Source organism: Streptomyces sp. NPDC003032 (assembly GCF_053591415.1).
In genome coordinates this window covers 14,188-37,566 of the sequence record NZ_JBSFTT010000001.1, presented here as the reverse complement: position 1 = coordinate 37,566, position 23,379 = coordinate 14,188, and the positions used below count along the sequence as shown (strand labels likewise).

The 23,379-nt window shown below is 71.4% G+C and carries 23 protein-coding genes; 11 read left to right on the top strand and 12 right to left on the bottom strand.

What is annotated here, in order from left to right:
• Positions 1-173: 173 nt before the first annotated feature.
• The 3 genes from ACWDZ7_RS00200 to ACWDZ7_RS00190 all read right to left on the bottom strand — a co-directional run bounded on the left by ACWDZ7_RS00200 (position 174) and on the right by ACWDZ7_RS00190 (position 3,831).
• Positions 174-1,841 (bottom strand): phospho-sugar mutase, encoded by a 1,668-nt coding sequence (locus ACWDZ7_RS00200; RefSeq protein ID WP_451793612.1) that lies wholly within the window; start codon positions 1,839-1,841, stop codon positions 174-176.
• Between the two features lie 613 nt (positions 1,842-2,454).
• Positions 2,455-3,279 (bottom strand): purine-nucleoside phosphorylase, encoded by an 825-nt coding sequence (locus tag ACWDZ7_RS00195; RefSeq protein WP_451514963.1) that lies wholly within the window; start codon positions 3,277-3,279, stop codon positions 2,455-2,457.
• A gap of 114 nt (positions 3,280-3,393) precedes the next feature.
• A complete protein-coding gene (locus ACWDZ7_RS00190) occupies positions 3,394-3,831 on the bottom strand; it encodes a gamma-glutamylcyclotransferase (RefSeq protein ID WP_055568517.1) in 438 nt (145 codons plus the stop codon).
• Between the two features lie 120 nt (positions 3,832-3,951).
• On the opposite strand from ACWDZ7_RS00190, the gene ACWDZ7_RS00185 reads away from it, so the two are divergent.
• Positions 3,952-5,400 carry an NAD(P)H-quinone dehydrogenase gene (locus ACWDZ7_RS00185; RefSeq protein WP_451793610.1) on the top strand — a complete coding sequence of 483 codons (1,449 nt, stop codon included), beginning with the start codon at positions 3,952-3,954 and terminating at the stop codon, positions 5,398-5,400.
• 176 nt (positions 5,401-5,576) lie between these two features.
• Positions 5,577-6,548: a DeoR/GlpR family DNA-binding transcription regulator gene (locus tag ACWDZ7_RS00180; protein ID WP_451793609.1), complete on the top strand. Its 972-nt coding sequence runs from the start codon at positions 5,577-5,579 to the stop codon at positions 6,546-6,548.
• Between the two features lie 26 nt (positions 6,549-6,574).
• Here the strand turns inward: ACWDZ7_RS00180 and ACWDZ7_RS00175 are convergent, their stop codons facing one another.
• Together ACWDZ7_RS00175 and ACWDZ7_RS00170 are read right to left on the bottom strand one after the other, a co-directional pair.
• Positions 6,575-7,138: a TetR/AcrR family transcriptional regulator gene (locus ACWDZ7_RS00175; protein ID WP_451794135.1), complete on the bottom strand. Its 564-nt coding sequence runs from the start codon at positions 7,136-7,138 to the stop codon at positions 6,575-6,577.
• A 180-nt stretch (positions 7,139-7,318) separates the two neighbouring features.
• Positions 7,319-9,094, bottom strand: coding sequence for an acetyl/propionyl/methylcrotonyl-CoA carboxylase subunit alpha (locus ACWDZ7_RS00170; protein ID WP_451793607.1), 1,776 nt, complete (start codon positions 9,092-9,094; stop codon positions 7,319-7,321).
• A 392-nt stretch (positions 9,095-9,486) separates the two neighbouring features.
• Here ACWDZ7_RS00170 and ACWDZ7_RS00165 point away from each other — a divergent pair, with 392 nt between their 5' ends.
• Positions 9,487-9,903 carry a hypothetical protein gene (locus ACWDZ7_RS00165; protein ID WP_451793606.1) on the top strand — a complete coding sequence of 139 codons (417 nt, stop codon included), beginning with the start codon at positions 9,487-9,489 and terminating at the stop codon, positions 9,901-9,903.
• Here the strand turns inward: ACWDZ7_RS00165 and ACWDZ7_RS00160 are convergent.
• From ACWDZ7_RS00160 to ACWDZ7_RS00145, 4 genes are all read right to left on the bottom strand, one after another.
• A complete protein-coding gene (locus tag ACWDZ7_RS00160; protein ID WP_451793605.1) occupies positions 9,884-10,489 on the bottom strand; it encodes a nucleoside triphosphate pyrophosphatase in 606 nt (201 codons plus the stop codon). The two genes, ACWDZ7_RS00165 and ACWDZ7_RS00160, sit on opposite strands and share 20 nt — an antisense overlap.
• Positions 10,490-10,530: 41 nt before the next feature.
• Positions 10,531-10,659 (bottom strand): morphogenic membrane protein MmpB, encoded by a 129-nt coding sequence (gene mmpB, locus ACWDZ7_RS00155; protein ID WP_451514969.1) that lies wholly within the window; start codon positions 10,657-10,659, stop codon positions 10,531-10,533.
• Between the two features lie 72 nt (positions 10,660-10,731).
• Positions 10,732-10,938 carry an acyl-CoA carboxylase epsilon subunit gene (locus tag ACWDZ7_RS00150; protein WP_451514970.1) on the bottom strand — a complete coding sequence of 69 codons (207 nt, stop codon included), beginning with the start codon at positions 10,936-10,938 and terminating at the stop codon, positions 10,732-10,734.
• A 22-nt stretch (positions 10,939-10,960) separates the two neighbouring features.
• Complete coding sequence (locus ACWDZ7_RS00145) at positions 10,961-12,544, bottom strand: acyl-CoA carboxylase subunit beta (RefSeq protein WP_451793603.1); 1,584 nt, start codon at positions 12,542-12,544, stop codon at positions 10,961-10,963.
• A gap of 124 nt (positions 12,545-12,668) precedes the next feature.
• On the opposite strand from ACWDZ7_RS00145, the gene ACWDZ7_RS00140 reads away from it, so the two are divergent.
• From ACWDZ7_RS00140 to hutH, 5 genes are all read left to right on the top strand, one after another.
• On the top strand, positions 12,669-13,532 hold the full coding sequence (locus ACWDZ7_RS00140) for a biotin--[acetyl-CoA-carboxylase] ligase (RefSeq protein ID WP_451793602.1): 864 nt from the start codon (positions 12,669-12,671) through the stop codon (positions 13,530-13,532).
• 134 nt (positions 13,533-13,666) lie between these two features.
• The gene (locus ACWDZ7_RS00135) at positions 13,667-14,824 is read left to right on the top strand and encodes an adenylate/guanylate cyclase domain-containing protein (protein WP_451793600.1); all 1,158 of its coding nucleotides are present in this window, start codon (positions 13,667-13,669) and stop codon (positions 14,822-14,824) included.
• Positions 14,825-14,907: 83 nt separating this feature from the next.
• Positions 14,908-15,705, top strand: coding sequence for an enoyl-CoA hydratase/isomerase family protein (locus tag ACWDZ7_RS00130; protein ID WP_451793599.1), 798 nt, complete (start codon positions 14,908-14,910; stop codon positions 15,703-15,705).
• Between the two features lie 66 nt (positions 15,706-15,771).
• Entirely contained in the window at positions 15,772-16,959 is a 1,188-nt protein-coding gene (locus tag ACWDZ7_RS00125; protein WP_451793598.1) for a diguanylate cyclase domain-containing protein, read from the top strand.
• A gap of 319 nt (positions 16,960-17,278) precedes the next feature.
• Positions 17,279-18,817 carry a histidine ammonia-lyase gene (hutH, locus tag ACWDZ7_RS00120; protein WP_451794133.1) on the top strand — a complete coding sequence of 513 codons (1,539 nt, stop codon included), beginning with the start codon at positions 17,279-17,281 and terminating at the stop codon, positions 18,815-18,817.
• 410 nt (positions 18,818-19,227) lie between these two features.
• On the opposite strand, the gene ACWDZ7_RS00115 is transcribed toward hutH, so the two are convergent.
• Both ACWDZ7_RS00115 and ACWDZ7_RS00110 read right to left on the bottom strand, forming a co-directional pair.
• Complete coding sequence (locus ACWDZ7_RS00115) at positions 19,228-19,425, bottom strand: DUF397 domain-containing protein (protein ID WP_451793597.1); 198 nt, start codon at positions 19,423-19,425, stop codon at positions 19,228-19,230.
• Positions 19,426-19,440: 15 nt separating this feature from the next.
• Entirely contained in the window at positions 19,441-20,292 is an 852-nt protein-coding gene (locus ACWDZ7_RS00110; RefSeq protein WP_451793595.1) for a helix-turn-helix domain-containing protein, read from the bottom strand.
• A gap of 223 nt (positions 20,293-20,515) precedes the next feature.
• Between ACWDZ7_RS00110 and ACWDZ7_RS00105 the strand changes: the two genes are divergently transcribed.
• Positions 20,516-21,022, top strand: a complete 507-nt coding sequence (locus ACWDZ7_RS00105; protein WP_451793594.1) for an ATP-binding protein — start codon at positions 20,516-20,518, stop codon at positions 21,020-21,022.
• On the opposite strand, the gene ACWDZ7_RS00100 is transcribed toward ACWDZ7_RS00105, so the two are convergent.
• A complete protein-coding gene (locus tag ACWDZ7_RS00100; RefSeq protein ID WP_451794131.1) occupies positions 21,016-21,297 on the bottom strand; it encodes an LPXTG cell wall anchor domain-containing protein in 282 nt (93 codons plus the stop codon). The two genes, ACWDZ7_RS00105 and ACWDZ7_RS00100, sit on opposite strands and share 7 nt — an antisense overlap.
• A gap of 128 nt (positions 21,298-21,425) precedes the next feature.
• On the opposite strand from ACWDZ7_RS00100, the gene ACWDZ7_RS00095 reads away from it, so the two are divergent.
• Positions 21,426-21,794: a hypothetical protein gene (locus ACWDZ7_RS00095; protein WP_451793593.1), complete on the top strand. Its 369-nt coding sequence runs from the start codon at positions 21,426-21,428 to the stop codon at positions 21,792-21,794.
• A gap of 306 nt (positions 21,795-22,100) precedes the next feature.
• Positions 22,101-23,363, top strand: coding sequence for a L,D-transpeptidase (locus ACWDZ7_RS00090; RefSeq protein ID WP_451793592.1), 1,263 nt, complete (start codon positions 22,101-22,103; stop codon positions 23,361-23,363).
• The last annotated feature ends 16 nt before the right edge of the window (positions 23,364-23,379 follow it).

Sequence of the window (23,379 nt, the reverse complement as noted above, 5' to 3'; positions counted from 1 at the left end):
GTGTCGCTACGGCAACTGCGGTAGTGGAATCACCCGGATGGGGTGGGTGGCGTGGCCCGGCGGTGCCTTTTCAGTGCTTGGCGGTGCCTTTTTCAGTGCTTGTTGGGGCCATTGCCCGTTGGGTTCAGTGCCTGCCGGGTTCAGTGCCTGTTGAAGCAGGGCCTTGGCGTGGCTCAGATGCCCGCTGCCGCGGACAGGTCCCGCTTGATCGCTGCGAGGAGCTCCGTCGCCCTGGCGCGCGCCGCCGGGAGTTCCGGCTTCGACGACAGTGGAACGACCACTTCGAGGTAGCACTTGAGCTTCGGCTCCGTGCCGCTCGGGCGCACGATGACGCGGGCGCCGTCCAGCGTGTAGCGCAGACCGTCCGTCGGCGGCAGCGTGTCCGTGCCGCGCGTCAGGTCCTCCGCCTTCGTCACGGGCAGCCCCGCCAGCTCCGTCGGCGGCTGCTCGCGCAGGCGGCGCATCGCGTCCGCGATCAGGGACAGGTCCTCCACGCGGACCGACAGCTGGTCGGTGGCGTGCAGGCCGTGCTCCAGGGCGAGGTCGTCGAGGAGGTCCAGGAAGGTGCGGTTCTCTTCCTTGAGCTCGGACGCGAGTTCGGTCAGGAGGAGCGCGGCCGTGATGCCGTCCTTGTCGCGTACGCCCTCGGGGTCGACGCAGTAGCCGAGCGCCTCCTCGTAGCCGTAGCGCAGGCCGTCGACGCGGGCGATCCACTTGAAGCCGGTGAGCGTCTCCTCGTACGGGAGACCCGCCTTCTCGGCGATCCGGCCGAGGAGGGACGAGGAGACGATCGACTCGGCGAACGTGCCGTGGGCGCCGCGCTTCACCAGGTGCGCGGCGAGGAGGGCCCCGACCTCGTCGCCCCGGAGCATGCGCCAGTTCGCGCCGTCGCCGTCGCCGTCGCCGTCTCCGTCCCTGACCGCCGCGGCGCAGCGGTCCGCGTCCGGGTCGTTGGCGATGATCAGGTCGGGGGCGGGGGTCGTGCGGGCCGCCGTCGCGAAGGCCAGGTCCATCGCGCCCGGCTCCTCCGGGTTCGGGAACGCGACCGTCGGGAAGTCCGGGTCCGGCTCGGCCTGCTCGGCGACGAGGACCGGGGCGGGGAAACCGGCGCGGGCGAACGCCGCGAGAAGGGTGTCCTTGCCGACGCCGTGCATCGCCGTGTAGACGGCGCGGGCGGTGCGGGGGGAGCCGGGGGACAGGACGGCGTCCGTACGGGCCAGGTAGGCCTCCAGGACGTCGTCCGTGAGGGTCTCCCAGCCGGAGTCGGGGCGGGGGACGTCGTGGAGCGACGTGATCGCGTCGATCTCGGCTGCGATCTCCGCGTCCGCGGGCGGGACGATCTGGGAGCCGTCGCCGAGGTAGACCTTGTAGCCGTTGTCGCGCGGGGGGTTGTGGCTGGCCGTCACCTCTACGCCCGCGACCGCGCCGAGGTGCCTGATGGCGAAGGCGAGTACGGGGGTGGGGAGGGGGCGGGGCAGGACGGCCGCGCGGAGCCCGGCGCCGGTCATCACGGCGGCGGTGTCGCGGGCGAAGTCGGCGGACTTGTGGCGGGCGTCGTAGCCCACCACGACCAGTCCGTCGGGCTGACCGTTGGCCTTGAGGTACGCGGCGAGGCCGGCTGCCGCGCGGATGACCACGGAGCGGTTCATCCGCATGGGGCCCGCGCCCAGCTCGCCGCGGAGGCCCGCGGTGCCGAACTGGAGGGTGCCGGCGAAACGTGCGGTCAGCTCGGCGGTGTCCTCGGCGTCGATGAGCTTCGCCAGCTCTTCGCGGGTCTCGGGGTCCGGGTCCTCGGCCAGCCAGGACTGGGCTCGCGCGATGAGTTCGGAGTTGTCCTGCACGTGTCGTCAGCCTCTCGTTGCGGCGTCGCTTTAGCTGTTTTGCTGCGTCTGGCCCCGGGGCCGGGGGGCAGGTGCCCGAGGGTCAGGTGCTCCGGGGGCCAGGTGCCTAGGGCCAGGTGCCCGGGGGTATGCATACCCCCGGTTGGTCTTGGGGCGGGGCCGCGCCGGTATGTCCGTCCTCGCTATCTTGGCCTCGGCGCCCGTCTGCTTCGGCGCCCTGGGCTGTAGGCGACGTGCTCCGGGCGGACATACATACCGGCACGTCCCCTCGCGTCTCGATTCGGGCTGCGGGACGGTGGGCGGGTCCACCGTGGGGCGGGCGGTCGTGCCTCGCCCCCAATAGCGGCTTCAGCCGGAACGCGGGGCAAACGTGCCCTCATTCCCAGACACGGGTTTACCTCCTCCCTCACGTCTCTACCCCCCACTTGCCGACGCGGGGTAAACGTGCCCCCACCCCGGGACGCGGGTCTGGCCCCCGAGCCCCTACCCCCACCCGTCGACGCGGGGTAAACGGGTGGGTGGGTGGGAGACCCTGGCGCGGAGCGCCGGAGAACCTGGGCGGGACGCGGGGTACTGGAGGGGGACCGGTCCGAGACGTCCCCGTCAGAGCCCGTCAGATCCGGTTGAGGACCTTGCCCAGGAGTTCGCCCATGCGCGTAGCGCTGTCGCGGCCCGCCTGGAGGACTTCCTCGTGGTTCAGCGGCTCACCCGTCATGCCCGCGGCAAGGTTCGTGACCAGGGAGATGCCGAGCACCTCCGCACCCGCCTCGCGCGCGGCGATCGCCTCGAGGACGGTGGACATGCCCACCAGGTCCGCACCGATCGTGCGGGCCATGCGGATCTCCGCCGGCGTCTCGTAGTGCGGGCCGGGGAACTGCGCGTAGACGCCCTCTTCGAGGGAGGGGTCGATCTCCTTGCAGAGGGTGCGCAGGCGCGGGGAGTAGAGGTCCGTGAGGTCGACGAAGTTCGCGCCGACGATCGGCGACGTCGCCGTGAGGTTGAGGTGGTCGCTGATCAGCACCGGCTGCCCGGGACGCATGCCCTCGCGCAGACCACCGCAGCCGTTGGTCAGCACGATCGTCTTGCAGCCGGCGGCCACGGCGGTGCGGACGCCGTGCGAGACGGCGGCCACGCCACGGCCCTCGTAGTAGTGGGTGCGGCCCAGGAAGACCAGCACGCGCTTGTCGCCGATCTGGAAGGAGCGGATGCGGCCGCCGTGCCCCTCGACCGCCGGCGGCGGGAAGCCGGGCAGCTCGGTGACGGCGAAGTCCGCGTCGGGCTCGCCCAGCGCGTCGACGGCCGGCGCCCAGCCGGAGCCCATCACGAGGGCGACGTCATGGGTCTCGGCGCCCGTCAGCTCACGCAGGCGCGCGGCGGCGGCGTCGGCGGCGGCGTACGGGTCGCCCTGGATGTCGTCCGGAATAACTGAAGCGTTCACGCGGACGAGAGTAGCCGGTCGCGGCCTACGCGCGTAGATGACGATGCTCACGGGATTTTGATTGTTGTCTTGTCGTTTCCGACGAGAGACCCGTGAGGAGGCGCTCGGAGACTGCTAGCAGGGCCTTTTACGGAGTTCCATCACGTAGTCGTGCGGCGCGCCCGCCGACTCCGCCGCGTCCGCCAGCTCGCCCAGATAGCGAGCGGACGGAAGGCCACCCTCGTACCCGTTGAGGACGTACACCCATGCGGGCTCCTCACCCTCCAGGGTGTCCACGCGGACCCGCATGCGCCGGTAGATGTCCAGGCCCACGCCCTCCCACCGGTCCATGGAGTCCTCGTCCATGGGGGCGATGTCGTAGAGCGTGACGAAGACCTGGGAGCGTGGCGCCTCGACGAGCGTCGCGAGGGCGCCCTCCCACCCCATGTGCTCCCCGCCGAAGGTGAGCCGCCAGCCGGTCAGCCAGCCGGTCGCGCGCAGCGGTGAGTGCGGGGCGCGGCGTGACATGAGCCGCGGATCCAGATTGCCGGCGTACGCGGCGTAGAGCGACATGACGTCGAGGGTACGGCAGCAATCAAGGACGCAGGTCCTGTGGCGGGAGGACCGCCCGGACGGGAGCGCTCGCACGGACGGTGGGCCCCGGCGCGTCCGTACCTCCAAGCGTGCGGGACAATGGAGGACGTGACTCGGATCGTGATCATTGGCGGCGGACCCGGCGGATACGAGGCGGCCCTGGTGGCCGCCCAGCTCGGCGCGGAGGTGACCGTCGTCGACTGCGACGGTCTGGGCGGGGCGTCGGTGCTGACCGACTGCGTGCCGTCGAAGACCCTGATCGCCACGGCCGAGGTGATGACCACCTTCGACTCCTCGTACGAGGAGCTGGGGATCATCGTCGCGGACGACACCCCGCACATCGACAGCCCCGCGCGCGTGGTCGGCGTCGACCTGGGCAAGGTCAACCGCCGTGTGAAGCGCCTCGCGCTCGCGCAGTCCCACGACATCACCGCGTCCGTCACGCGTGCGGGCGCGCGCGTGCTGCGCGGCCGGGGCCGCCTGGAGGGCCAGCAGGACATCGACGGCTCGCGGAAGGTCGTGGTGCGGGCCGCCGACGGCAGCGAGGAGACCCTCGTCGCGGACGCCGTGCTCATCGCCACCGGCGGCCACCCGCGCGAGGTCCCGGACGCCCTGCCCGACGGCGAGCGCATCCTCAACTGGACCCAGGTGTACGACCTCGACGAGCTGCCCGAGGATCTCATCGTGGTCGGCTCGGGTGTCACGGGCGCCGAGTTCGCCGGTGCCTATCAGGCGCTCGGTTCGAACGTCACCCTGGTGTCCAGCCGTGACCGCGTGCTGCCCGGTGAGGACCCGGACGCCGCCGCCGTCCTGGAAGACGTCTTCCGGCGGCGCGGTATGAACGTCATGTCCCGCTCCCGCGCCGCCTCCGCCAAGCGCGTGGGCGACCGCGTCGAGGTCACGCTCGCCGACGGGCGCGTCATCTCCGGTACGCACTGTCTGATGGCCGTCGGCGCCATCCCGAACAGCAGTGGCATGGGCCTGGAGGAGGCCGGGGTCAAGCTCAAGGACTCCGGGCACATCTGGACCGACAAGGTGTCCAGGACGTCCGCTCCGGGTGTGTACGCCGCCGGTGACGTCACCGGGGTCTTCGCGCTCGCCTCCGTCGCCGCCATGCAGGGGCGCATCGCGATGTACCACTTCCTGGGCGACGCCGTGACGCCGCTGAACCTGAAGACCGTGTCGGCGAACGTCTTCACGGACCCGGAGATCGCGACCGTCGGCTACAGCCAGGCCGACGTCGACGGGGGCAAGATCGACGCGCGCGTGGTGAAGCTGCCGCTGCTGCGCAATCCCCGCGCGAAGATGCAGGGCATCCGTGACGGCTTCGTCAAGATCTTCTGCCGTCCGGGTACGGGCATCGTGGTCGGCGGCGTGGTCGTCGCGCCGCGCGCCTCGGAACTGATCCACCCCATCTCGATCGCGGTCGACAACAATCTGACGGTCGAGCAGATCGCGAAAGCGTTCACCGTCTACCCGTCCCTTTCGGGGTCGATCGCCGAGGTGGCGCGCCAACTCCACACCCGGAAGACGGCGGGCGAGGGCTGATCGGGGCGGCGGCCTGAATCAACACTTCGCAGGTCACGCACTGTTGTCGCCCATTCGCGCGGCATAGGCTGAGCGGATACGCATCTATACCACTCCCACCCCTGCCGTGCGAACAACTTCTGTAATTCGGCGCAAACTGCTGAAAGCAGACGGTCGTTGGGGTTACTGTCAGTTTCGTGTTCGCTGCAGAACGTCGCCAATTGATCCTCGAAATGGTGCGGGCCAACGGAGCGGTATCGCTCCGTGAGCTCGCCCGCGTCGTCCAGACCTCCGAAGTGACCGTACGGCGGGACGTGCGCGCGCTGGAGGCAGAAGGACTCCTCGACCGCAGACATGGCGGTGCGGTATTGCCGGGCGGATTCACGCGGGAGTCCGGCTTTCCGCAGAAATCACATCTCGCGACCGCCGAGAAGACGGCCATCGCCGATCTCGCGGCGGGTCTCGTCGAAGAAGGCGAAGCCATCGTCGTCGGGGCGGGTACGACCACGCAGGAGCTGGCCCGACGGCTCGCGCGGGTACCCGGTCTGACCGTCGTCACCAATTCCCTGCTGGTGGCACAGGCATTGGCCCACGCCAACCGGGTGGAAGTCGTCATGACCGGCGGCACCCTGCGCGGTTCCAACTACGCCCTCGTGGGCAGCGGGGCCGAGCAGTCCCTGCAAGGGCTGCGGGTGTCGCGCGCGTTCCTGTCGGGCAGTGGTCTGACCGCCGAGCGCGGCCTCTCCACGTCCAACATGCTCTCCGCGAGCGTGGACCGCGCGCTGGTGCAGGCGGCGGCCGAGGTCGTGGTCCTCGCCGACCACACCAAGCTCGGCACCGACACCATGTTCCAGACGGTGCCGACGGACGTCATCACCCGCCTGGTCACGGACGAGCCACCGGGGCACGACGACCGCGCGGCCACGGAACTGCAGGCCCTGGCCGACCAGGGCGTGCAGATCGCGGTGACGGGCGGCTCCGCCGGCCCTAGCGCGGGACCCGGTGTCGACTCCGTTCCGACGGGGCGCCAGCCGCGCCGGGACGTGCCCCTGCCGGGTCAGCGTCGCAACCACGGGGCGGGTCCTGGCCAGCAGCTGCGCAGCGCGCTCCTCGGGGAGCAGCCGCCGGGGGAGCGGACCGCGCGCGTCGCGGATCTGCGCCGCCGCTGAGGCCGCCGGGCGGGGCGGCAGGGGCGTTACGCCGCTGTCCGTCCGTCGGCCTTCAGGCCCCGCAGGGTCAGCGTGAGCAGGCGGTCGGCCAGCTCCGGGTCGTCCGGTGTCTCCTCGGCCGCCAGCGAGATCGCGTTGGTCAGCTGCAGCAGGTCGGAGATGGAGACGTCGGGCCGCACGGCCCCCGCCTCCTGCGCGCGGGCGAGCAGCGCCGCGCCCGCCTCGCGCATGGGCTTGCTGCACCGCGCCAGGTCCGAAGTGTCGTCGTGCGACGCCGACATGAGCGCGCTGGACAGGCCGCGGTATTCACCGGCGTGGGTGACGATGGCGCGCAGCCACGTCACCAGCGCCGAACAGGGCTGCGGGTCGTCGAGCAGTGCGCGTGAGCGCGCGAGGAGATCGCTCACCGCGTCCTCCCAGACCGCGCTCATCAGCGCGTGCCGGTTGGGGAAGTGCCGGTAGAGCGTGCCGATGCCGACGCCCGCGCGGCGCGCCACGTCCTCCAGGGACGTGCCCGTGCCGTGCTCGGCGAAGGCGGCGCGGGCCTCCGCGAGCAGCCGGTCGTAGTTCCTGCGTGCGTCGGCCCGCATGGCGCGCGCGGAGGGCTGTGCTCTGGCCTGGGGGTCCGTGCCGGTCGTCATGCCCGCGCCCTTCGTGAACGTACGCCTCTTCCCGGCGGTCACCGGCTTCGCCGCGTTCGTCCTCGAACGCCGGACGGGCGTTGATACCCGACCGGCGTTCGAGGAGCGAATCCGGGGCGGAGCCCCGGATCAGTCCTTGATCTCGCAGATCACCGCACCGGAGGTCAGGCTCGCGCCCACCTCCGCCGTGAGGCCCTTGATCGTGCCCGAGCGGTGCGCGTTCAGGGGCTGTTCCATCTTCATGGCCTCCAGGACGACGACGAGGTCGCCCTCGTTGACCTCCTGGCCCTCCTCGACCGCGACCTTGACGATCGTGCCCTGCATGGGCGAGGCGAGGGTGTCGCCCGAAGCGGCCGGGCCGGACTTCTTCGCCGCGCGGCGCTTGGGGCGGGCGCCGCCCGCCGCCGCCGTGCGCGCGATCGTCATGCCCAGGGAGGACGGCAGAGAGACCTCAAGACGCTTGCCGCCGACCTCGACGACGACCGTCTCGCGGCCCGGCTCCTCGTCGGCCTCGGCGTCCGCGGCGGGCGCGGTGAAGGCCGGGATCTCGTTGACGAACTCGGTCTCGATCCACCGGGTGTGGACCGTGAACGGGTCGGTGGAGCCGGTCAGTTCGGGCGCGAACGCCGGGTCCTTGACGACGGCGCGGTGGAACGGGATGGCCGTGGCCATGCCCTCGACGTTGAACTCCGCCAGAGCCCGCGCGGCACGCTGCAGCGCCTGCTCGCGCGTCGCCCCGGTCACGATCAGCTTGGCCAGGAGCGAGTCCCAGGCCGGGCCGATGACCGCGCCGGACTCGACGCCCGCGTCCAGGCGGACGCCGGGACCGGAGGGGGCCTCGAACTTCGTCACCGTGCCGGGCGCGGGCAGGAAGTTGCGGCCCGGGTCCTCGCCGTTGATGCGGAACTCGAAGGAGTGGCCGCGCAGTTGCGGATCGTCGTAGCCCAGTTCCTCGCCGTCGGCGATACGGAACATCTCGCGGACCAGGTCGATGCCGGCGACCTCTTCGGTGACCGGGTGCTCCACCTGGAGGCGGGTGTTGACCTCCAGGAAGGAGATGGTCCCGTCCGCGCCGACGAGGAACTCCACGGTGCCCGCGCCGACGTAGCCGGCCTCCTTCAGGATGGCCTTGGACGAGGCGTACAACTCCGCGACCTGGGCGTCGGACAGGAACGGCGCGGGCGCCTCCTCGACGAGCTTCTGGTGGCGGCGCTGCAGCGAGCAGTCACGGGTGGAGACGACCACCACGTTGCCGTGCTTGTCGGCGAGGCACTGGGTCTCCACGTGCCGCGGCTTGTCGAGGTAGCGCTCCACGAAGCACTCGCCGCGGCCGAAGGCCGCCACGGCCTCGCGCACCGCGGAGTCGTACAGCTCCGGGACCTCTTCGAGGGTGCGGGCGACCTTGAGGCCGCGCCCGCCACCGCCGAACGCCGCCTTGATGGCGATCGGCAGGCCGTTGGCCTCGGCGAAGGCGACGACCTCCTCGGCACCGGAGACCGGGTCGGGCGTGCCCGCGACCAGCGGGGCACCGGCGCGCTGCGCGATGTGCCGCGCGGCGACCTTGTCGCCGAGGTCACGGATGGCCTGCGGTGGCGGGCCGATCCAGATCAGGTCCGCGTCGATGACGGCCTGCGCGAAGTCGGCGTTCTCCGAAAGGAAGCCGTAACCGGGGTGGATCGCGTCCGCCCCTGAATCCTTGGCCGCCGCCAGCACCTTGGAGATGTCCAGGTAGCTGGTGGCCGGAGTGTCACCGCCCAGCGCGAACGCCTCATCGGCCGCCCGGACGTGCAGAGCGTCCCGGTCGGGGTCTGCGTAGACGGCTACGCTCGCGATCCCTGCATCCCGGCATGCCCGAGCAACGCGGACAGCGATTTCGCCACGGTTGGCGATGAGCACCTTGCGCACGATGGCTCCCTCCTTGAAACAAGCCGAGTTTAGGGACTGCCGACACGGCCTTACGACCCGTCCCCAAGGGTGAGCTTGCCCACACGGAGTGTGATGCGAGGCCCGCTCGGTCCGCGAAAACCCTTGTCGTACCACGGTACGCAAGGTCCCTGCCCGGAAGCCTAGCTCTCCGGTGTGGCCAAGGTCTCTGTGAGGCCGCGCTGCGGCGAAGCGGCATTCTTTGTCGAGTCCCTACGAATGGCCCAATGATTCTTTGCCTGCGGCAGGGCCCCTTGTCCCGTGTTTTACCCTCCCCCAAGCTCTGAACGAGCAGGGGGTGCCCCCATGTAGCCTTCGCGATGGCTCGACCGTACTAGGGGTAACAGCAGCGGAACGGAAAGAGGGTGGGCGCCGTGGCGCGCAGACCGGTGGCCTGGCTGGGCGCGATCGTTCTCCTCGCGGAGGCGGTCGGCATCGCGCTCCTCAACTGGTTCCTCGGTCTCGTCGTCGACAAGCAGGACATGTCCCTGGCCGGCCTCGACCCGCACGCGATGACCGTATCGACCTGGATCGCCGGGCTCCTCTTCGGCGGCTATCTCGCTCTGTGCGGCGCCATCCTGGCCCTCACCGGCGCCCGTGACCGCGCACCCGGCCGCTTCGGGCGCCTGCTGCTGATCAGCTGCGCCGTCGTGCACGGGGTGCTCGGCGCCTTCTGTGTCGGCCTGGTGGGCTGGCCCGCGTTCGCGTTCATGATGGTCGTACTCGGCCTGGTCGTCCTGCCGCTCGTGGCGTACGACAGGGCGGCCCGGACTACGCCCACAACTGCGTGATGCCCACGCCCAGTTGACCGAGCAGGCGGCGCAGCAGCGGCAGGGAGAGGCCGATGACGTTGCCGTGGTCGCCCTCGATGCCGTCGATGAACGGCGCCGAGCGGCCGTCCAGCGTGAACGCCCCCGCCACGTGCAGCGGCTCGCCGCTCGCGACGTACGCGGCGATCTCCTCGTCGGAGGGCTCGCCGAAGCGGACCACGGTCGACGCCGTCGCCGACGCGTACCTGCCGGAAGCGGTGTCATAGACGCAGTGGCCCGTCTGCAGGACGCCCGCGCGGCCGCGCATGGACTTCCAGCGGGCGGTCGCCTCCTCGGCGTCGGCGGGCTTGCCGAGCGCCCGGCCGTCCAGCTCCAGGACCGAGTCGCAGCCGATGACCAGGGCGCCCTTGGCCTCGGGCCGCGCGGCGACCACGGAGGCCTTGGCCTCGGCCAGGGCGAGGGCCAGCTCGGCGGGGGTCGGCGCGGAGACCTTGTCCTCGTCGACGCCGCTGACGATCACCTCGGGGGCGAGACCCGCCTGCCGGAGCAGGCCGAGACGGGCGGGGGACTGCGAGGCGAGCACGACACGGCGTGGCTGATCACTCATGCGGCCAGCCTAGCGAGCGCTTGACGCCGCGCGCCCGCGGCTCAGTGGATGCCGAGCACGAGCATCGCCACCACCATGGCCAGGGCGAGGACGAGGCCGGCACGGCGCATCTTCGCCTGCATGTCCCGCATGTCCTTGGGCGGGTTGTTCTCCGGGTCCGACCACAGCATGGCTCCGATCCTGCGGCCGGGCGGGCCGGGGGCGCCTGAGTACGCGTACTCAAGTTCCCCGGCCCGAGGCGGCTAGGCGGGCCAGTACGTGCGGCCCCACGTCGTGGGACCGGGCGCCGGCAGCCGGTGGCGGGCCACCCGCGCGGGGTCGGCCCACGCGTCGGGCGGCGCGAGCGCGCCGGACGGCTGGTTCGCCACCGCCGCGGCGCGCGCCTGGACCACCGCCAGTGCGGCGGCCAGCTCCTCCGGGGTCGGGTTGCCCCGTACGACCTTGATCATGACCGCTCCCTAGGGCTCGGGGCTAGAGGGGGATGTTGCCGTGCTTCTTCGGAGGGAGGGATTCCCGCTTCGTACGCAGCTGACGCAGCCCGCGCACGAGGTGCGACCGCGTCTCCGACGGCATGATCACGGCGTCGACGTAGCCGCGCTCGGCCGCGGTGTACGGGTTGAGCAGCGCGTCCTCGTACTCCTGGATCAGCTGCGCCCGCGCCGCCTCCTGGGCCTCCTCGTCGCCGGCCGCGGCGATGGTGCGGCGGTGCAGGACGTTGACCGCGCCCTGCGCGCCCATCACCGCGATCTGCGCGGTCGGCCAGGCGAGGTTCAGGTCGGCGCCCAGGTGCTTGGAGCCCATGACGTCGTACGCGCCGCCGAAGGCCTTGCGCGTGATGATCGTGATGAGCGGGACCGTCGCCTCGGCGTAGGCGTAGATGAGCTTCGCGCCGCGGCGGATGATGCCCGTGTGCTCCTGCTCGACGCCCGGCAGGAAGCCCGGCACGTCCACGAAGGTCAGGACCGGCACGTTGAAGGCGTCACAGGTGCGCACGAAGCGCGCGGCCTTCTCGGAGGCGTCGATGTCCAGGCAGCCGGCGAACTGCATCGGCTGGTTGGCGACGATGCCCACCGGGCGGCCCTCGACGCGGCCGAAGCCGGTGAGGATGTTCGGCGCGAACAGCGGCTGCGTCTCGAAGAACTCGCTGTCGTCCAGGACGTGTTCGAGCACGCCGTGCATGTCGTACGGCTGGTTCGCGCTGTCCGGGATCAGCGTGTCGAGGGCGCGGTCCTCGTCGGTGAGGTCCAGGTCCGCCTCCTCGGGGAACGCGGGCGGCTCGCTGAGGTTGTTCGACGGCAGGTACGACAGGAGGGACTTGACGTACTCGATGGCGTCCTTCTCGTCGCCCGCCATGTGGTGCGCCACGCCCGACGTCGCGTTGTGGGTGCGGGCGCCGCCGAGCTCCTCGAAGCCGACGTCCTCGCCGGTGACCGTCTTGATGACGTCGGGTCCGGTGATGAACATGTGCGAGGTCTGGTCGACCATCACCGTGAAGTCGGTGATGGCGGGGGAGTACACCGCGCCGCCCGCGCACGGGCCGACGACGAGGCTGATCTGCGGGATCACACCGGAGGCGTGCGTGTTGCGGCGGAAGATCTCGCCGTACATGCCGAGGGCCATCACGCCCTCCTGGATGCGGGCGCCGCCGGAGTCGTTGATGCCGATGACCGGGCAGCCGGTCTTCAGCGCGAAGTCCATGACCTTGACGATCTTCTGGCCGAAGACCTCGCCGAGCGCGCCGCCGAAGACCGTGAAGTCCTGCGAGAACACCGCCACGGGGCGGCCGTCGACGGTGCCGTAACCGGTCACCACGCCGTCGCCGTACGGCCTGTTCTTCTCCAGGCCGAACTGGGTCGAGCGGTGCTGGGCGAACTCGTCGAACTCGACGAAGGAGCCCTCGTCGAGCAGCAGCTCGACCCGCTCACGCGCCGTCAACTTCCCCTTGGCGTGCTGCTTCTCGACCGCGCGGGCCGATCCCGCGTGCGTCGCCTCCTCGATGCGGCGCTGGAGGTCCGCGAGCTTTCCGGCGGTCGTATGGATGTCGATCTCGGACATAGGGATGCGGCTCCCTGCCTGCTCAAAGGTGCGTATGGCGGCTTACGGCTGGCTACTGACCCGTAGCGTATCGGCGCGGATACCGTTCGGCAGTGCGGTGTTTACCACACCTAGGGTGGCTTGCATGACGCCGCCAGATGCTGAAGACAACCGCTGGTCCGACCTCGGTCGGCCGCCCCTGAACGCCGCCTCCCTGCGGCGGACCCTGCTGCGGGAGGGCGGGCTGTGGACCTCCCTGGACGTGGTGCCCTCCACCGGGTCCACCAACACCGACCTCGCGGCGCGGGCCGACGAGCTGCCCGAGGGCGCGGTGCTCGTCGCCGAGGAGCAGAGCGCGGGGCGCGGGCGCCTCGACCGCCAGTGGTCCGCGCCGGCCCGCTCCGGGCTCTTCTTCTCCGTGCTGCTCAAGCCCGCCGAGGTGCCGGTCGACCGGTGGGGCTGGCTGCCGTTGCTCACCGGCGTCGCCGTCGCCACGGGGCTCTCGCGGGTGGCGGGCGTGGACACGGCACTCAAGTGGCCCAACGATCTGCTGGTTACTGTCGGTGAGGAGGAGCGCAAGGCGGGCGGCATCCTCGCGGAGCGCGCCGGAGGAGCCGCCGGGGGCGTCGTCATCGGCATCGGGCTCAATGTGACGCTGCGTGAGGAAGAGCTGCCGGTGCCCACGGCCGGGTCGCTCGCGCTCGCCGGGGCCTCGACCACGGACCGGGACCCGTTGCTGCGGGCCGTACTGCGCTCCCTGGAGCACTGGTACGGGGAGTGGCGGGCGGCGGACGGGGACCCGGGCGCCTCCCGGCTCCAGGAGGCGTACGCGGCGGGCTGCGCGACGCTGGGGCGCCGGGTGCGGGCGGAGCTGCCGGGCGACCGCGCGATCGTGGGCGAGGCGGTGGCCGTGGACGGGGACGGGCGGCTGGTCCTCGCCACGGCGGAGGGGGTGCAGGAGCCGGTGGGCGCGGGGGACATCGTGCATCTGCGGGCGGCGACCCCGTAAGGGGGCGACCCCCGCGGGCCTCCGCGGGCCCCCTCGCGACGGGTCACGGGGAGTCGGGAGTGAGCTGCGGCACACCTGCCGTAAAGTTGGCGCCGGTCGATACCTGACCGCGGCAGATCGGAAGGGCAGCAGGCGTGACCGTCGACGACACGGGCTCCGGCGCGGGCGCACAGCGCGGTCCCGAGGCCGGGACGGACGCCTCCGCGATCCCCGAAGTGGAGGACGAGAAGGCGGACAGCGAGTCCGCGAAGAACCCCCTCGCCCTCCAGCTCGAACAACTCATCCTCGGCGCGGACCGCCGCTACACCCCCTTCCAGGCGGCGCGCAGCGCGGGCGTCTCGATGGAGCTGGCGTCCCGTTTCTGGCGGGCCATGGGCTTCCCGGACATCGGCCAGGCCAAGGCGCTGACGGAGGCCGACGTGCTCGCGCTGCGGCGGCTCGCCGGTCTGGTGGAGGCGGGGCTGCTGAGCGAGGCCATGGCGGTGCAGGTGGCCCGGTCGACGGGGCAGACCACCGCCCGGCTCGCCGAGTGGCAGATCGACTCCTTCCTTGAGGGGCTGACCGAGCCGCCCGAGCCGGGCATGACCCGTACCGAAGTCACGTACCCCCTGGTCGAACTGCTCCTTCCCGAGCTGGAGGAGTTCCTCGTCTATGTGTGGCGCCGTCAGCTGGCCGCCGCCACCGGGCGCGTCGTGCAGGCCGCCGACGACGAGGAGATGGTCGACCGGCGGCTGGCCGTCGGCTTCGCGGATCTGGTCGGGTTCACGCGGCTGACCCGTCGTATGGAGGAAGAGGAGCTGGGCGAGCTAGTCGAGGCCTTCGAGACCACCGCCGCGGATCTGGTGGCCGCGCACGGCGGGCGGCTCATCAAGACGCTCGGCGACGAGGTCCTGTACGCCGCCGACGACGCGGGCATCGCCGCGGAGATCTCGCTGCGGCTCATCGAGACCATGGCCAACGACGAGACCATGCCGGAGCTGCGCGTCGGCATCGCCTTCGGGACCGTGACGACGCGCATGGGCGACGTCTTCGGTACGACGGTGAACCTCGCGAGCCGGCTCACGTCGATAGCGCCACGGGACGCGGTCCTGGTCGACGGGGCGTTCGCCGAGGAGCTGACGCGCACGGGCGACGCGCCCGCCTCGGAGGCGGAGGCCGCGGAGGCGGCCGCCACGGCCGAGAAGGAGGGCGAGGAGCCGCCTTCGTACCGATTCGCCCTCCAGCCGATGTGGCAGCGGCCCGTGCGCGGCCTCGGCGTGGTCGAACCCTGGCTCCTGGCCCGCCGTACGTGAGTGTCCCCTCGGGCTCTTCCCGGGGTCGGGCCCGGCTGACATGATCCCGGGGCAACGGTCGTTAACCGGAGGAGGCGTCGGTCATGGGTGACGAGCAGCGGTACGGGGAGTATGTGGCGGTCAGGCGGCACGGTCATGTCGTCGAGCTGGTCCTGGACCGCCCGAAGGCCATGAACGCCGTCTCCTCGGAGATGGCCCGCTCCATCGCCGCCGCCTGCGCCGCCCTGTCCGAGGACCGCGACGCCCGCGTCGTCGTCGTGACGTCCACCCATGACCGGGCGTTCTGCGTCGGCGCCGACCTGAAGGAGCGCAACTCCCTCAGCGACGCCGAGTTGCTGCGGCAGCGGCCCATCTCGCGCGCCTGCTACACCGGCGTACTGGAGCTGCCCATGCCCACTGTCGCCGCCGTGCGCGGCTTCGCGCTCGGCGGCGGGTTCGAGCTGGCGCTCTCCTGCGATGTGATCGTCGCCGACCCGACCGCCGTCGTCGGGCTCCCCGAGGTGTCCGTCGGTGTCATCCCGGGCGGCGGCGGTACGCAGCTCCTGCCGCGCCGCGTCGGCGCCGCCCGCGCCGCCGAGCTGATCTTCTCGGCGCGACGCGTGGAGGCCGCGGAGGCGCGGGAGTTGGGGCTCGTCGACCTGCTGGTGGGGGAGGGCGAGGCCCGTACGGAAGCGCTCGCGCTGGGCGCCCGCATGGCCGCCAACTCGCCCGTCGGTCTGCGCGCCGCCAAGCGCGCGCTGCGGCTGGGGCACGGCCTCGACCTGCGCGCGGGCCTTGAGGTGGAGGACGCGGCGTGGCGCGCGGTGGCGTTCTCGGGGGACCGGGCGGAGGGCGTCGCGGCGTTCAACGAGAAGCGGAAGCCGGAGTGGCCCGGGGAGTAGGGCCCACTCCCGGCACCGGCTATGCCCCGAAGTTCCACATTGCCGTAAACGTCATAGCCTGGAGTGATGGGTGAGGATGTCCGGCTGCGGGCCGTGGTGGAGCTGGCGCAGGCGATGGCCGCCGCGCAGACTCCGCGTGAGTCCTGGCAGGCGGCCGCCCTCGGCGCCTGCCGCGCGCTGAGCGGCAGCTTCGCGGCGCTCTCCGTGTGGGAGCGCGACCTGGGCCGGCTGCGGGTGCTCGTGAACGCGGGCGAACGGGCCGAGGGCGAGGAGGAGTTCCCCGAGCGGGAGGCATACCCCGTCCACCAGTTCCCGGAGATCACCGAGTTCCTGCACGAGCGCTGGGTCGGCGGCGGTGAGCCCAACGCCTGGGTGGAGACCGCCGAGGGGCCGGAGGGCGGCCGGTTCGCGGGCTACTGCCACCAGCGCGTCACGGCGCTGCGCAGGCGCGGCCGGGGCTGCTGCGTGGTCGCGCCGATCGTGCTGCACGGGCGCGCCTGGGGCGAGCTGTATGTGGCCCGCCCGGTGGGGGCGCCCGTCTTCGGCCGGTCCGACGCCGACTTCGCCACCGTCCTCGCGGCGGTGGCCGCCGCCGGGATCGCCCAGACCGAGCGTCTGGAGGAGGTGCGCCGGCTGGCCTTCACGGACGCGCTGACCGGGCTCGCCAACCGCCGCGCGGTGGATCTGCGCCTCGACGAGGCGGTGGAGCGGCACCGTGGTGACGGGACCGTGGTGAGCCTGGTCGTCTGCGACGTGAACGGGCTCAAGCGGGTCAACGACACCCGGGGGCACGCGGTCGGCGACCGCCTCCTGGAACGCTTCGGGTCGATCCTCTCGCTCTGCGGCGCGATGCTGCCGGGGACGCTGGCCGCGCGGCTCGGCGGCGACGAGTTCTGCCTGCTGTCCGTGGGGCCGACCGCCGACGAGGTGGTGCGGGTCGCCGATGAACTGTGCGTACGGTCGGCCGAGTTGGAGCTGGGTGACGGGGTCGCCTGCGGGGTCGCGTCCACCGGCGACCCGATCGGCCCGGTGCACTCGGCCCGCCGCCTCTTCCGCCTCGCCGACGCGGCCCAGTACCGCGCGAAGGCCGCGCGCGCGGAGAAGCCGGTGGTCGCGGGGCGTGAGGGCCCCGCCGGCGGCCACGACCCGGTGGTCCGCCTCGCCGACTCGCCCCCGCGGGCGGACGAGCCGGGGGAGCGGCGGCGCTTCCGGGGGCGGGAACCGAGACCGCGGCCTCCGGCATCGGGCGGTTAGGGCGGCATGGCCTGTGGTCGGTCGGGGTGTGCCGGGGGCGGCGAGGCGTGCGCGGGGGCCGCGACAGGCAGCTGACGCTGGGGTGCGTGGGGCCGCGACAGGGAGCTGATGCTGTGGTCGCGCGGGGCCGCGGCAGGCCGCGCGAGAGGGGCGTCGGGCGGCGCGGGGAGCAGATGCGTCCCGTGGCGGGCCGCCGCCACGGGACGACGTTCCGCGGGGCGCCCGGCCGTGGTGACCTCGGGGTAAGTGGCTGGTGCGACCTCCACCCGTGACACCTGGCGATTCAATACGTACGCTGCTGAATATGGATATGCACAGCGTGGGCACCGTGGCCCTTGGGACGTCCGGGACGACCGCGGCGGACGTCATCGCCGTCGCGCGCGGGAACGCGCGGATCGAACTGACCGACGAGGCGCGGACCGCCCTCGCCGCGTCGCGCGAGATCATCGACGCGCTCGCGGCCAAGCCCGACCCGGTCTACGGCGTCTCGACCGGTTTCGGCGCCCTGGCCAGCCGCCACATCGGCCCCGACCTCCGCGCCCAGCTCCAGCGCAACATCGTGCGCTCGCACGCGGCCGGCATGGGCCCTAGCGTGGAGCGCGAAGTGGTCCGCGCGCTGATGTTCCTGCGCCTGAAGACGGTCTGCTCGGGCCACACGGGCGTACGCCCCGAGGTCGCTCAGACGATGGCCGACGTCCTGAACGCGGGCATCACGCCGGTCGTCCACGAGTACGGCTCGCTCGGCTGCTCCGGTGACCTGGCCCCCCTCAGCCACTGCGCCCTGACGCTGATGGGCGAGGGCGACGCGGAGGGCCCCGACGGTGTGGTGCGGCCCGCGGGCGAGCTGCTCGCCGCGCACGGCATCACCCCGGTCGAGCTGCGCGAGAAGGAGGGCCTGGCCCTCCTCAACGGCACCGACGGCATGCTCGGGATGCTGGTGATGGCCCTCGCCGACCTCGACACCCTCTACAAGTCGGCGGACATCACCGCGGCCCTGACCCTCGAAGCGCTCCTCGGCACGGACAAGGTCCTCGCCCCCGAGCTGCACGCCATCCGCCCGCACCCGGGCCAGGCCGCCTCCGCCGCCAACATGCTCGCGGTCCTCGCCGGTTCGGGCCTCACCGGACACCACCAGGACGACGCGCCGCGCGTCCAGGACGCGTACTCGGTGCGGTGCGCCCCGCAGGTCGCGGGCGCGGGCCGCGACACCCTGGCGCACGCCCGTACCGTCGCCGAGCGCGAGCTGGCCGCCGCGGTCGACAACCCGGTGGTCCTGCCCGACGGCCGCGTGGAGTCGAACGGCAACTTCCATGGCGCCCCGGTCGCCTACGTCCTCGACTTCCTCGCGATCGCCGCCGCCGACCTCGGCTCGATCGCCGAACGCCGCACGGACCGGCTCCTGGACAAGAACCGCTCGCACGGCCTGCCGCCCTTCCTCGCGGACGACGCGGGCGTCGACTCGGGCCTGATGATCGCCCAGTACACGCAGGCGGCCCTGGTCAGCGAGATGAAGCGGCTCGCGGTCCCGGCCTCGGCGGACTCCATCCCCTCCTCGGCCATGCAGGAGGACCACGTCTCCATGGGCTGGTCGGCGGCGCGCAAACTGCGTACGGCCGTTGACAACCTGACCCGCATCGTGGCCATCGAGCTCTACGCCGCCACGCGCGCCGTCGAACTCCGCGAGGGCCTCACCCCGGCCCCCGCCACCCAGGCGGTCGTCGAGGCCATCCGCAAGGCGGGCGTCGAGGGCCCCGGTCCGGACCGCTTCCTCGCCCCGGACCTGGCGGCGGCCGACGCCTTCGTACGCTCGGGCGCGCTGCTCGCGGCGGTGGAGGGGGTTACGGGGGCGCTGGCGTAACGGGTCACGCCGGGCGCCTGGTGCTCCGCCTTCACCGCCCGGCGCCATGCCGTTGCCGCCTCTCCCCGCGGCGGCGGCTCGCCGCGCGCGCTGCGGGGCCCGAAAGCCTCCGAGGGACAGCTCCGGGCAGTGGCGGGTGCCAGCCGGTCAGGGGCGCGGTGCCGGCTGGTGTCGTGGCTGGTTGCGCAGACCGGCTGTCAGGGCGTGGAGTTGGCGAGGGCCGGTGCTGAGGTTGGCTTCCGCGTGGTCTTCCGCGTCCAGGAACTCGCACCCGTGGTCGGTGTCCATGACGACGGCAGGGGATCGCGCGCTGGCTGCACGACGGCCGGGTACGGCGTCGGTACGAGACGCGGGCTGCTCGCCGGGGGAGGGCTCACCGCTGAGCCGCAAGCGCAGGGCGGCTTCCGGGACTACCAGTGCGGGGCACGACCCTGGTGGTGAATAGCGGTTATGAGGGCGTGGAGTTGGCGCGGGCCCGTGGTGAGGAGGACCTCGGGGTGGTCTTCGCTTTCCTGTAGGTGGACCGCGCCACCCGGGGCGGCGGCGACGTAGAGGCAGGCGCTGGCTTCTTGGCAGTACGAGGACTTCTGCCAGGTCAGGCCGGTCATGGCAACTCCATGAAGTTAGAGGTCGGCTGCGATGCGGTGGATGAAGTCGCGTGATGCGAGCGGGTCGAGGGCGATGTCCTCCATGCGGTCCAGGAGCAGGGCGTACTTCTTGAGCTGTGCTTCGGCGTCCAGGAGGAGGGTGCCGTGCGACTGGTCGAGCTGCACGGTGTCGAGTTGGTGCACGGGGCCCGAGTAGTAGCCGACGGATTGACCGGACCCGGGGAAGACGCCGTGCGAGAAGGGAACCACTCGTAGCGTCACCTCGTCGCGCTCGCTCATCTCCATGAGGTGCTTGAGCTGCTCCCGGGTGGTGGTGACACCGCCGAACCGCATGCGAAGGGCAGCCTCGTGGACCACCGCGCGGTAGGGCGTGGGGTTCTCTCGGTAGAGAACCTCCTGGCGTTTGATACGGAAGGAGATCCGGTGCTCCACGTCAGGGGGCGTCAGGCGGGGCACCGCCCCGTCGAAGAGAGCCCGGATGTAGCCGGGAGTCTGCAGTAGGCCGGGGATGTGGAGGGCGTTGGAGATGCGGAGCGCGACGGCGTGATGCTCCGACTCCGCCAGGTCGAGCTGGGAAGTGGAGAGGGTTTCGCGGTACTCCTCCCACCAGCCGCGCTTGCGCTGGGCGGCCATGGCTACCAGGGCTTCGATGAGCGGCTCATCCGTGCAGTCGTAATGCTGGGCGAGCGTACGAATCCGCTGTTCGCTCAGGCCGAAGCGGCCGGTTTCGATATTGCTGATCCGGGCCTGGTTGGCGCCGAGCATCTCGCCCGCCGCGCGGGCAGTCAGTCCCGCGCGTTCGCGCAGCTTGCGCAGTTCAACTCCAAGGCGCAGCTGGCGTGCTGTCGGGGCCTGCCGTGGAGGCATGCTCTTCCCTCCCTTGCGTGCGCCGTGCGGGGTCACTCACACGAGTGGAACGTCGGATAGATACGCAACTTCCGTAGAAACCATTCTACGAGCATCGTTACGGTGGAGCCCCAGCCGCTCAACTGACCCCGCCGATAAGCCGGAAGCGCACCGCGAACCTGCGGCATGCCACTGCCCGGCGCAGTTGTGGAGCGGAAGATCCCCGTCACCGCAGGAGGCATCCATGGTCACCGTATCCCCGCCGCAACCCACCGCGTCCCCGCTCGTCGAACCCGCCCCCTGGGCGTACGCCCTGCAGCTGCCGCACGACGCACGTGCCCCGCGCGTGGCCCGCGGCATGCTGCATGCGGTGCTCACCACGCACGGCCTTGCCGACCTCGAAGACGTTGCCCAACTCTTGACCTCCGAGCTGGTCAGCAATGCCTACCTGCATGCCGAAGGGGACGCCACCCTGCGGCTCCGCGCGCTGGGCGGTGGGCGGCTTCGGGTGGGCGTCTGGGACTCCAACCCGCATATCCCCCCTCCCTTCGACCGGAGGCCCGGCGTCGTCGGCCCGTGCCCGGCGCCGGGCGACGCGGACGGTGGGCGCGGGCTGTTCCTCGTATGTCACTACGCGGACGCGTGGGGAGGCTACCCGCTGGGGGGTGATCTCTTCGGGGGTGGAGGGAAGCTGCTGTGGTGCGAGCTGAGCCGCCACGCGGAGCCCGACGGAGGAGCCCCCGCTCAGTAAGCCGCGCCGCCCGCGCCCCCGGCCCGTTCTCTCCGGGCCGAGAACGCCACGAAGCCCGCCCCGAGACTCAGGAACGCCGTGCCCCCGATCACGTACGGAGTCGTGTCGAAGCCGCCCGTGTCGGCCAGGCGGCCCCCGTGCGCGGAGGCCGCGGCCGAGGTCTGGCTCCGGTCGCCGTGAGGGGACTCGTGCGACGCGGAAGCGGACGTCGCGTTCGCGGAGGGGACGAACCACAGGGCGCCGAGAAGGGCTCCGGCGGCGGTGGCGGTCAGCATGGATCGACGTGCGGACACGGAATCGGATCCCCCTTGTGGTGCTGGCGAATTGGCCGTGTGGGGCGATGGTAGTGAAAGGCGCGGGTCGCGGGAAAGTCGCGGGGGAGCCGGGCCGTACGCTCCGTCGTATGACTGGAGACGAGACATCACGGTATGTGCGGCTGCGGGTGGAAATGGTGGTGGAGGTGGATGACGTCGAAAAGCTGACCGGTACCGCTCTCGGCCGCATCGGGGAGGACGCGCGGATGCCCGCCGAGGAGCGCGCGCACGCGGAGGCCGCCGTCAAGGAGGACGCCGCTGAGGCGCTCGCCTATCTGGTGGACCCGTTCGACCTGGTCGGCGAGGTGCCCGGCGTCGATCTCACGCAGGCCTCGTGGAGCAGCGAGATGATCGACTACGACCCCGATTCGCCCGACTGGGATCTGGACGAGGACGGCGACGGTGACGAGGACGATGACGAGGTCGGCGAGGACGGCGAGGGCGACGAACTCGTCTAGTCGGCCGCGGCATCCGGATTGACGAATCCGGAATCGGGGACCCCGGACAGCGACCGCCGTCCGGGGTCCCGTCGTCCCACCCGTGCACGGTGATCGGTTTCCCCGTGGGCCGTCCCATGCCGCACAGTGGTGGCAGGGGGCGGTTCGGCGGTTCCAATACCGCGGGCGTGGTGTTCCCCACATTTCGTCCGGTAGTGGAACGGGACGAACCGGGCAGGACGTTATGCGGGGGTTACGGGGACTCCCGGGTCGGCGTTGGCCTTGGGCATTCGGCTTTGGGATTCGGCAACTATGGAGATGCGTGTGATGACGGACAGTAGGCGTCGCAAGCGGGGACGTGGACGCAAGGGCCTGGCGGCCGTGTCCGCTGTCGTCGGCGGCGTGCTCGTACTCTCGGCGTGCAACGGCGACGACGGCGACAAGGCCTCCGGTGGCAAGGAGTCGCAGAACCAGGTCGACGAGGCGGCGGCCAAGAAGACCTCCGCCGCCCAGATCCAGATCGCGCCGAAGAACGGCTCCGACAACGCCAGCATCAACAGCGCGGCCGGGGTGACGGTCAGCAAGGGCACGCTCACCGCCGTGACCATGAAGACCGCCGCCGGACAGGCCGTGGCCGGCCAGATATCCGCTGACAAGAAGAGCTGGAAGCCCAGCGCCCAGCTCGAACGCGCCACGAAGTACAAGATCTCGGCGACCGCCAAGGACTCCGAGGGCCGCAAGGCGCACGAGAACTCGTCGTTCACGACCGTCTCGCGGGCCAACAGCTTCATCGGCAACTTCACGCCCGAGGACGGCTCCACGGTCGGCGTCGGCATGCCCGTGTCGATCAACTTCGACAAGGGCATCACGAACAAGAAGGACGTCCAGTCCGCGATCAAGGTGTCGTCCGACAGCGGGCAGGAGATCGTCGGCCACTGGTTCGGCGCGAACCGCCTGGACTTCCGCCCCGAGGACTACTGGAAGGGCGGCTCCACGGTCACCCTGAAGATGGACCTCGACGGCGTCGAGGGAGCCGACGGGGTCTACGGCGTCCAGCAGAAGACCGTCCAGTTCAAGATCGGGCGCAACCAGGTCTCCATCGTCGACGCCAAGACCAAGACGATGAAGGTGACGCGGGACGGAAAGGTCGTGAAGACCATCCCGATCTCCGCGGGCTCGCCCGAGAACAAGACGTACAACGGCAAGATGGTGATCTCCGAGATGTTCAAGGAGACCCGCATGGACGGCGCCACCGTGGGCTTCAAGGACGGTGACGGCAAGGGCGAGTACGACATCAAGGACGTACCGCACGCCATGCGTCTGTCGAACTCGGGCACGTTCATCCACGGCAACTACTGGGGCTCGCCGTCGATCTTCGGCAGCGCCAACACCAGCCACGGCTGCATCGGCCTGGAGGACGCCAAGGGCGCCGGCGACAAGACCAAGCCCGGCGCGTGGTTCTTCGACAACACCATCACCGGCGACGTCGTGGACGTCCGTAACACCGGTGACAAGGTCATCGCCCCGGACAACGGCCTCAACGGCTGGAACATGGACTGGGCGCAGTGGAAGGCCGGCTCCGCCGTCTGATCCCACGCCCCGCACG

What these genes read in the sequence shown, in the direction of transcription:
- ACWDZ7_RS00190 (WP_055568517.1), bottom strand. Translation starts at nt 3,831, where the DNA reads ATGTCGCTCTACGCCGCGTACGCCGGCAATCTGGATCCGCGGCTCATG.
- ACWDZ7_RS00185 (WP_451793610.1), top strand. Translation starts at nt 3,952, where the DNA reads ATGGAGGACGTGACTCGGATCGTGATCATTGGCGGCGGACCCGGCGGA.
- ACWDZ7_RS00175 (WP_451794135.1), bottom strand. Translation starts at nt 7,138, where the DNA reads ATGCGGGCCGACGCACGCAGGAACTACGACCGGCTGCTCGCGGAGGCC.
- ACWDZ7_RS00160 (WP_451793605.1), bottom strand. Translation starts at nt 10,489, where the DNA reads ATGAGTGATCAGCCACGCCGTGTCGTGCTCGCCTCGCAGTCCCCCGCC.
- mmpB (WP_451514969.1), bottom strand. Translation starts at nt 10,659, where the DNA reads ATGCTGTGGTCGGACCCGGAGAACAACCCGCCCAAGGACATGCGGGAC.
- ACWDZ7_RS00150 (WP_451514970.1), bottom strand. Translation starts at nt 10,938, where the DNA reads ATGATCAAGGTCGTACGGGGCAACCCGACCCCGGAGGAGCTGGCCGCC.
- ACWDZ7_RS00145 (WP_451793603.1), bottom strand. Translation starts at nt 12,544, where the DNA reads ATGTCCGAGATCGACATCCATACGACCGCCGGAAAGCTCGCGGACCTC.
- ACWDZ7_RS00140 (WP_451793602.1), top strand. Translation starts at nt 12,669, where the DNA reads ATGACGCCGCCAGATGCTGAAGACAACCGCTGGTCCGACCTCGGTCGG.
- ACWDZ7_RS00130 (WP_451793599.1), top strand. Translation starts at nt 14,908, where the DNA reads ATGGGTGACGAGCAGCGGTACGGGGAGTATGTGGCGGTCAGGCGGCAC.
- ACWDZ7_RS00125 (WP_451793598.1), top strand. Translation starts at nt 15,772, where the DNA reads ATGGGTGAGGATGTCCGGCTGCGGGCCGTGGTGGAGCTGGCGCAGGCG.
- ACWDZ7_RS00115 (WP_451793597.1), bottom strand. Translation starts at nt 19,425, where the DNA reads ATGACCGGCCTGACCTGGCAGAAGTCCTCGTACTGCCAAGAAGCCAGC.
- ACWDZ7_RS00110 (WP_451793595.1), bottom strand. Translation starts at nt 20,292, where the DNA reads ATGCCTCCACGGCAGGCCCCGACAGCACGCCAGCTGCGCCTTGGAGTT.
- ACWDZ7_RS00105 (WP_451793594.1), top strand. Translation starts at nt 20,516, where the DNA reads ATGGTCACCGTATCCCCGCCGCAACCCACCGCGTCCCCGCTCGTCGAA.
- ACWDZ7_RS00100 (WP_451794131.1), bottom strand. Translation starts at nt 21,297, where the DNA reads ATGCTGACCGCCACCGCCGCCGGAGCCCTTCTCGGCGCCCTGTGGTTC.
- ACWDZ7_RS00095 (WP_451793593.1), top strand. Translation starts at nt 21,426, where the DNA reads ATGACTGGAGACGAGACATCACGGTATGTGCGGCTGCGGGTGGAAATG.
- ACWDZ7_RS00090 (WP_451793592.1), top strand. Translation starts at nt 22,101, where the DNA reads ATGACGGACAGTAGGCGTCGCAAGCGGGGACGTGGACGCAAGGGCCTG.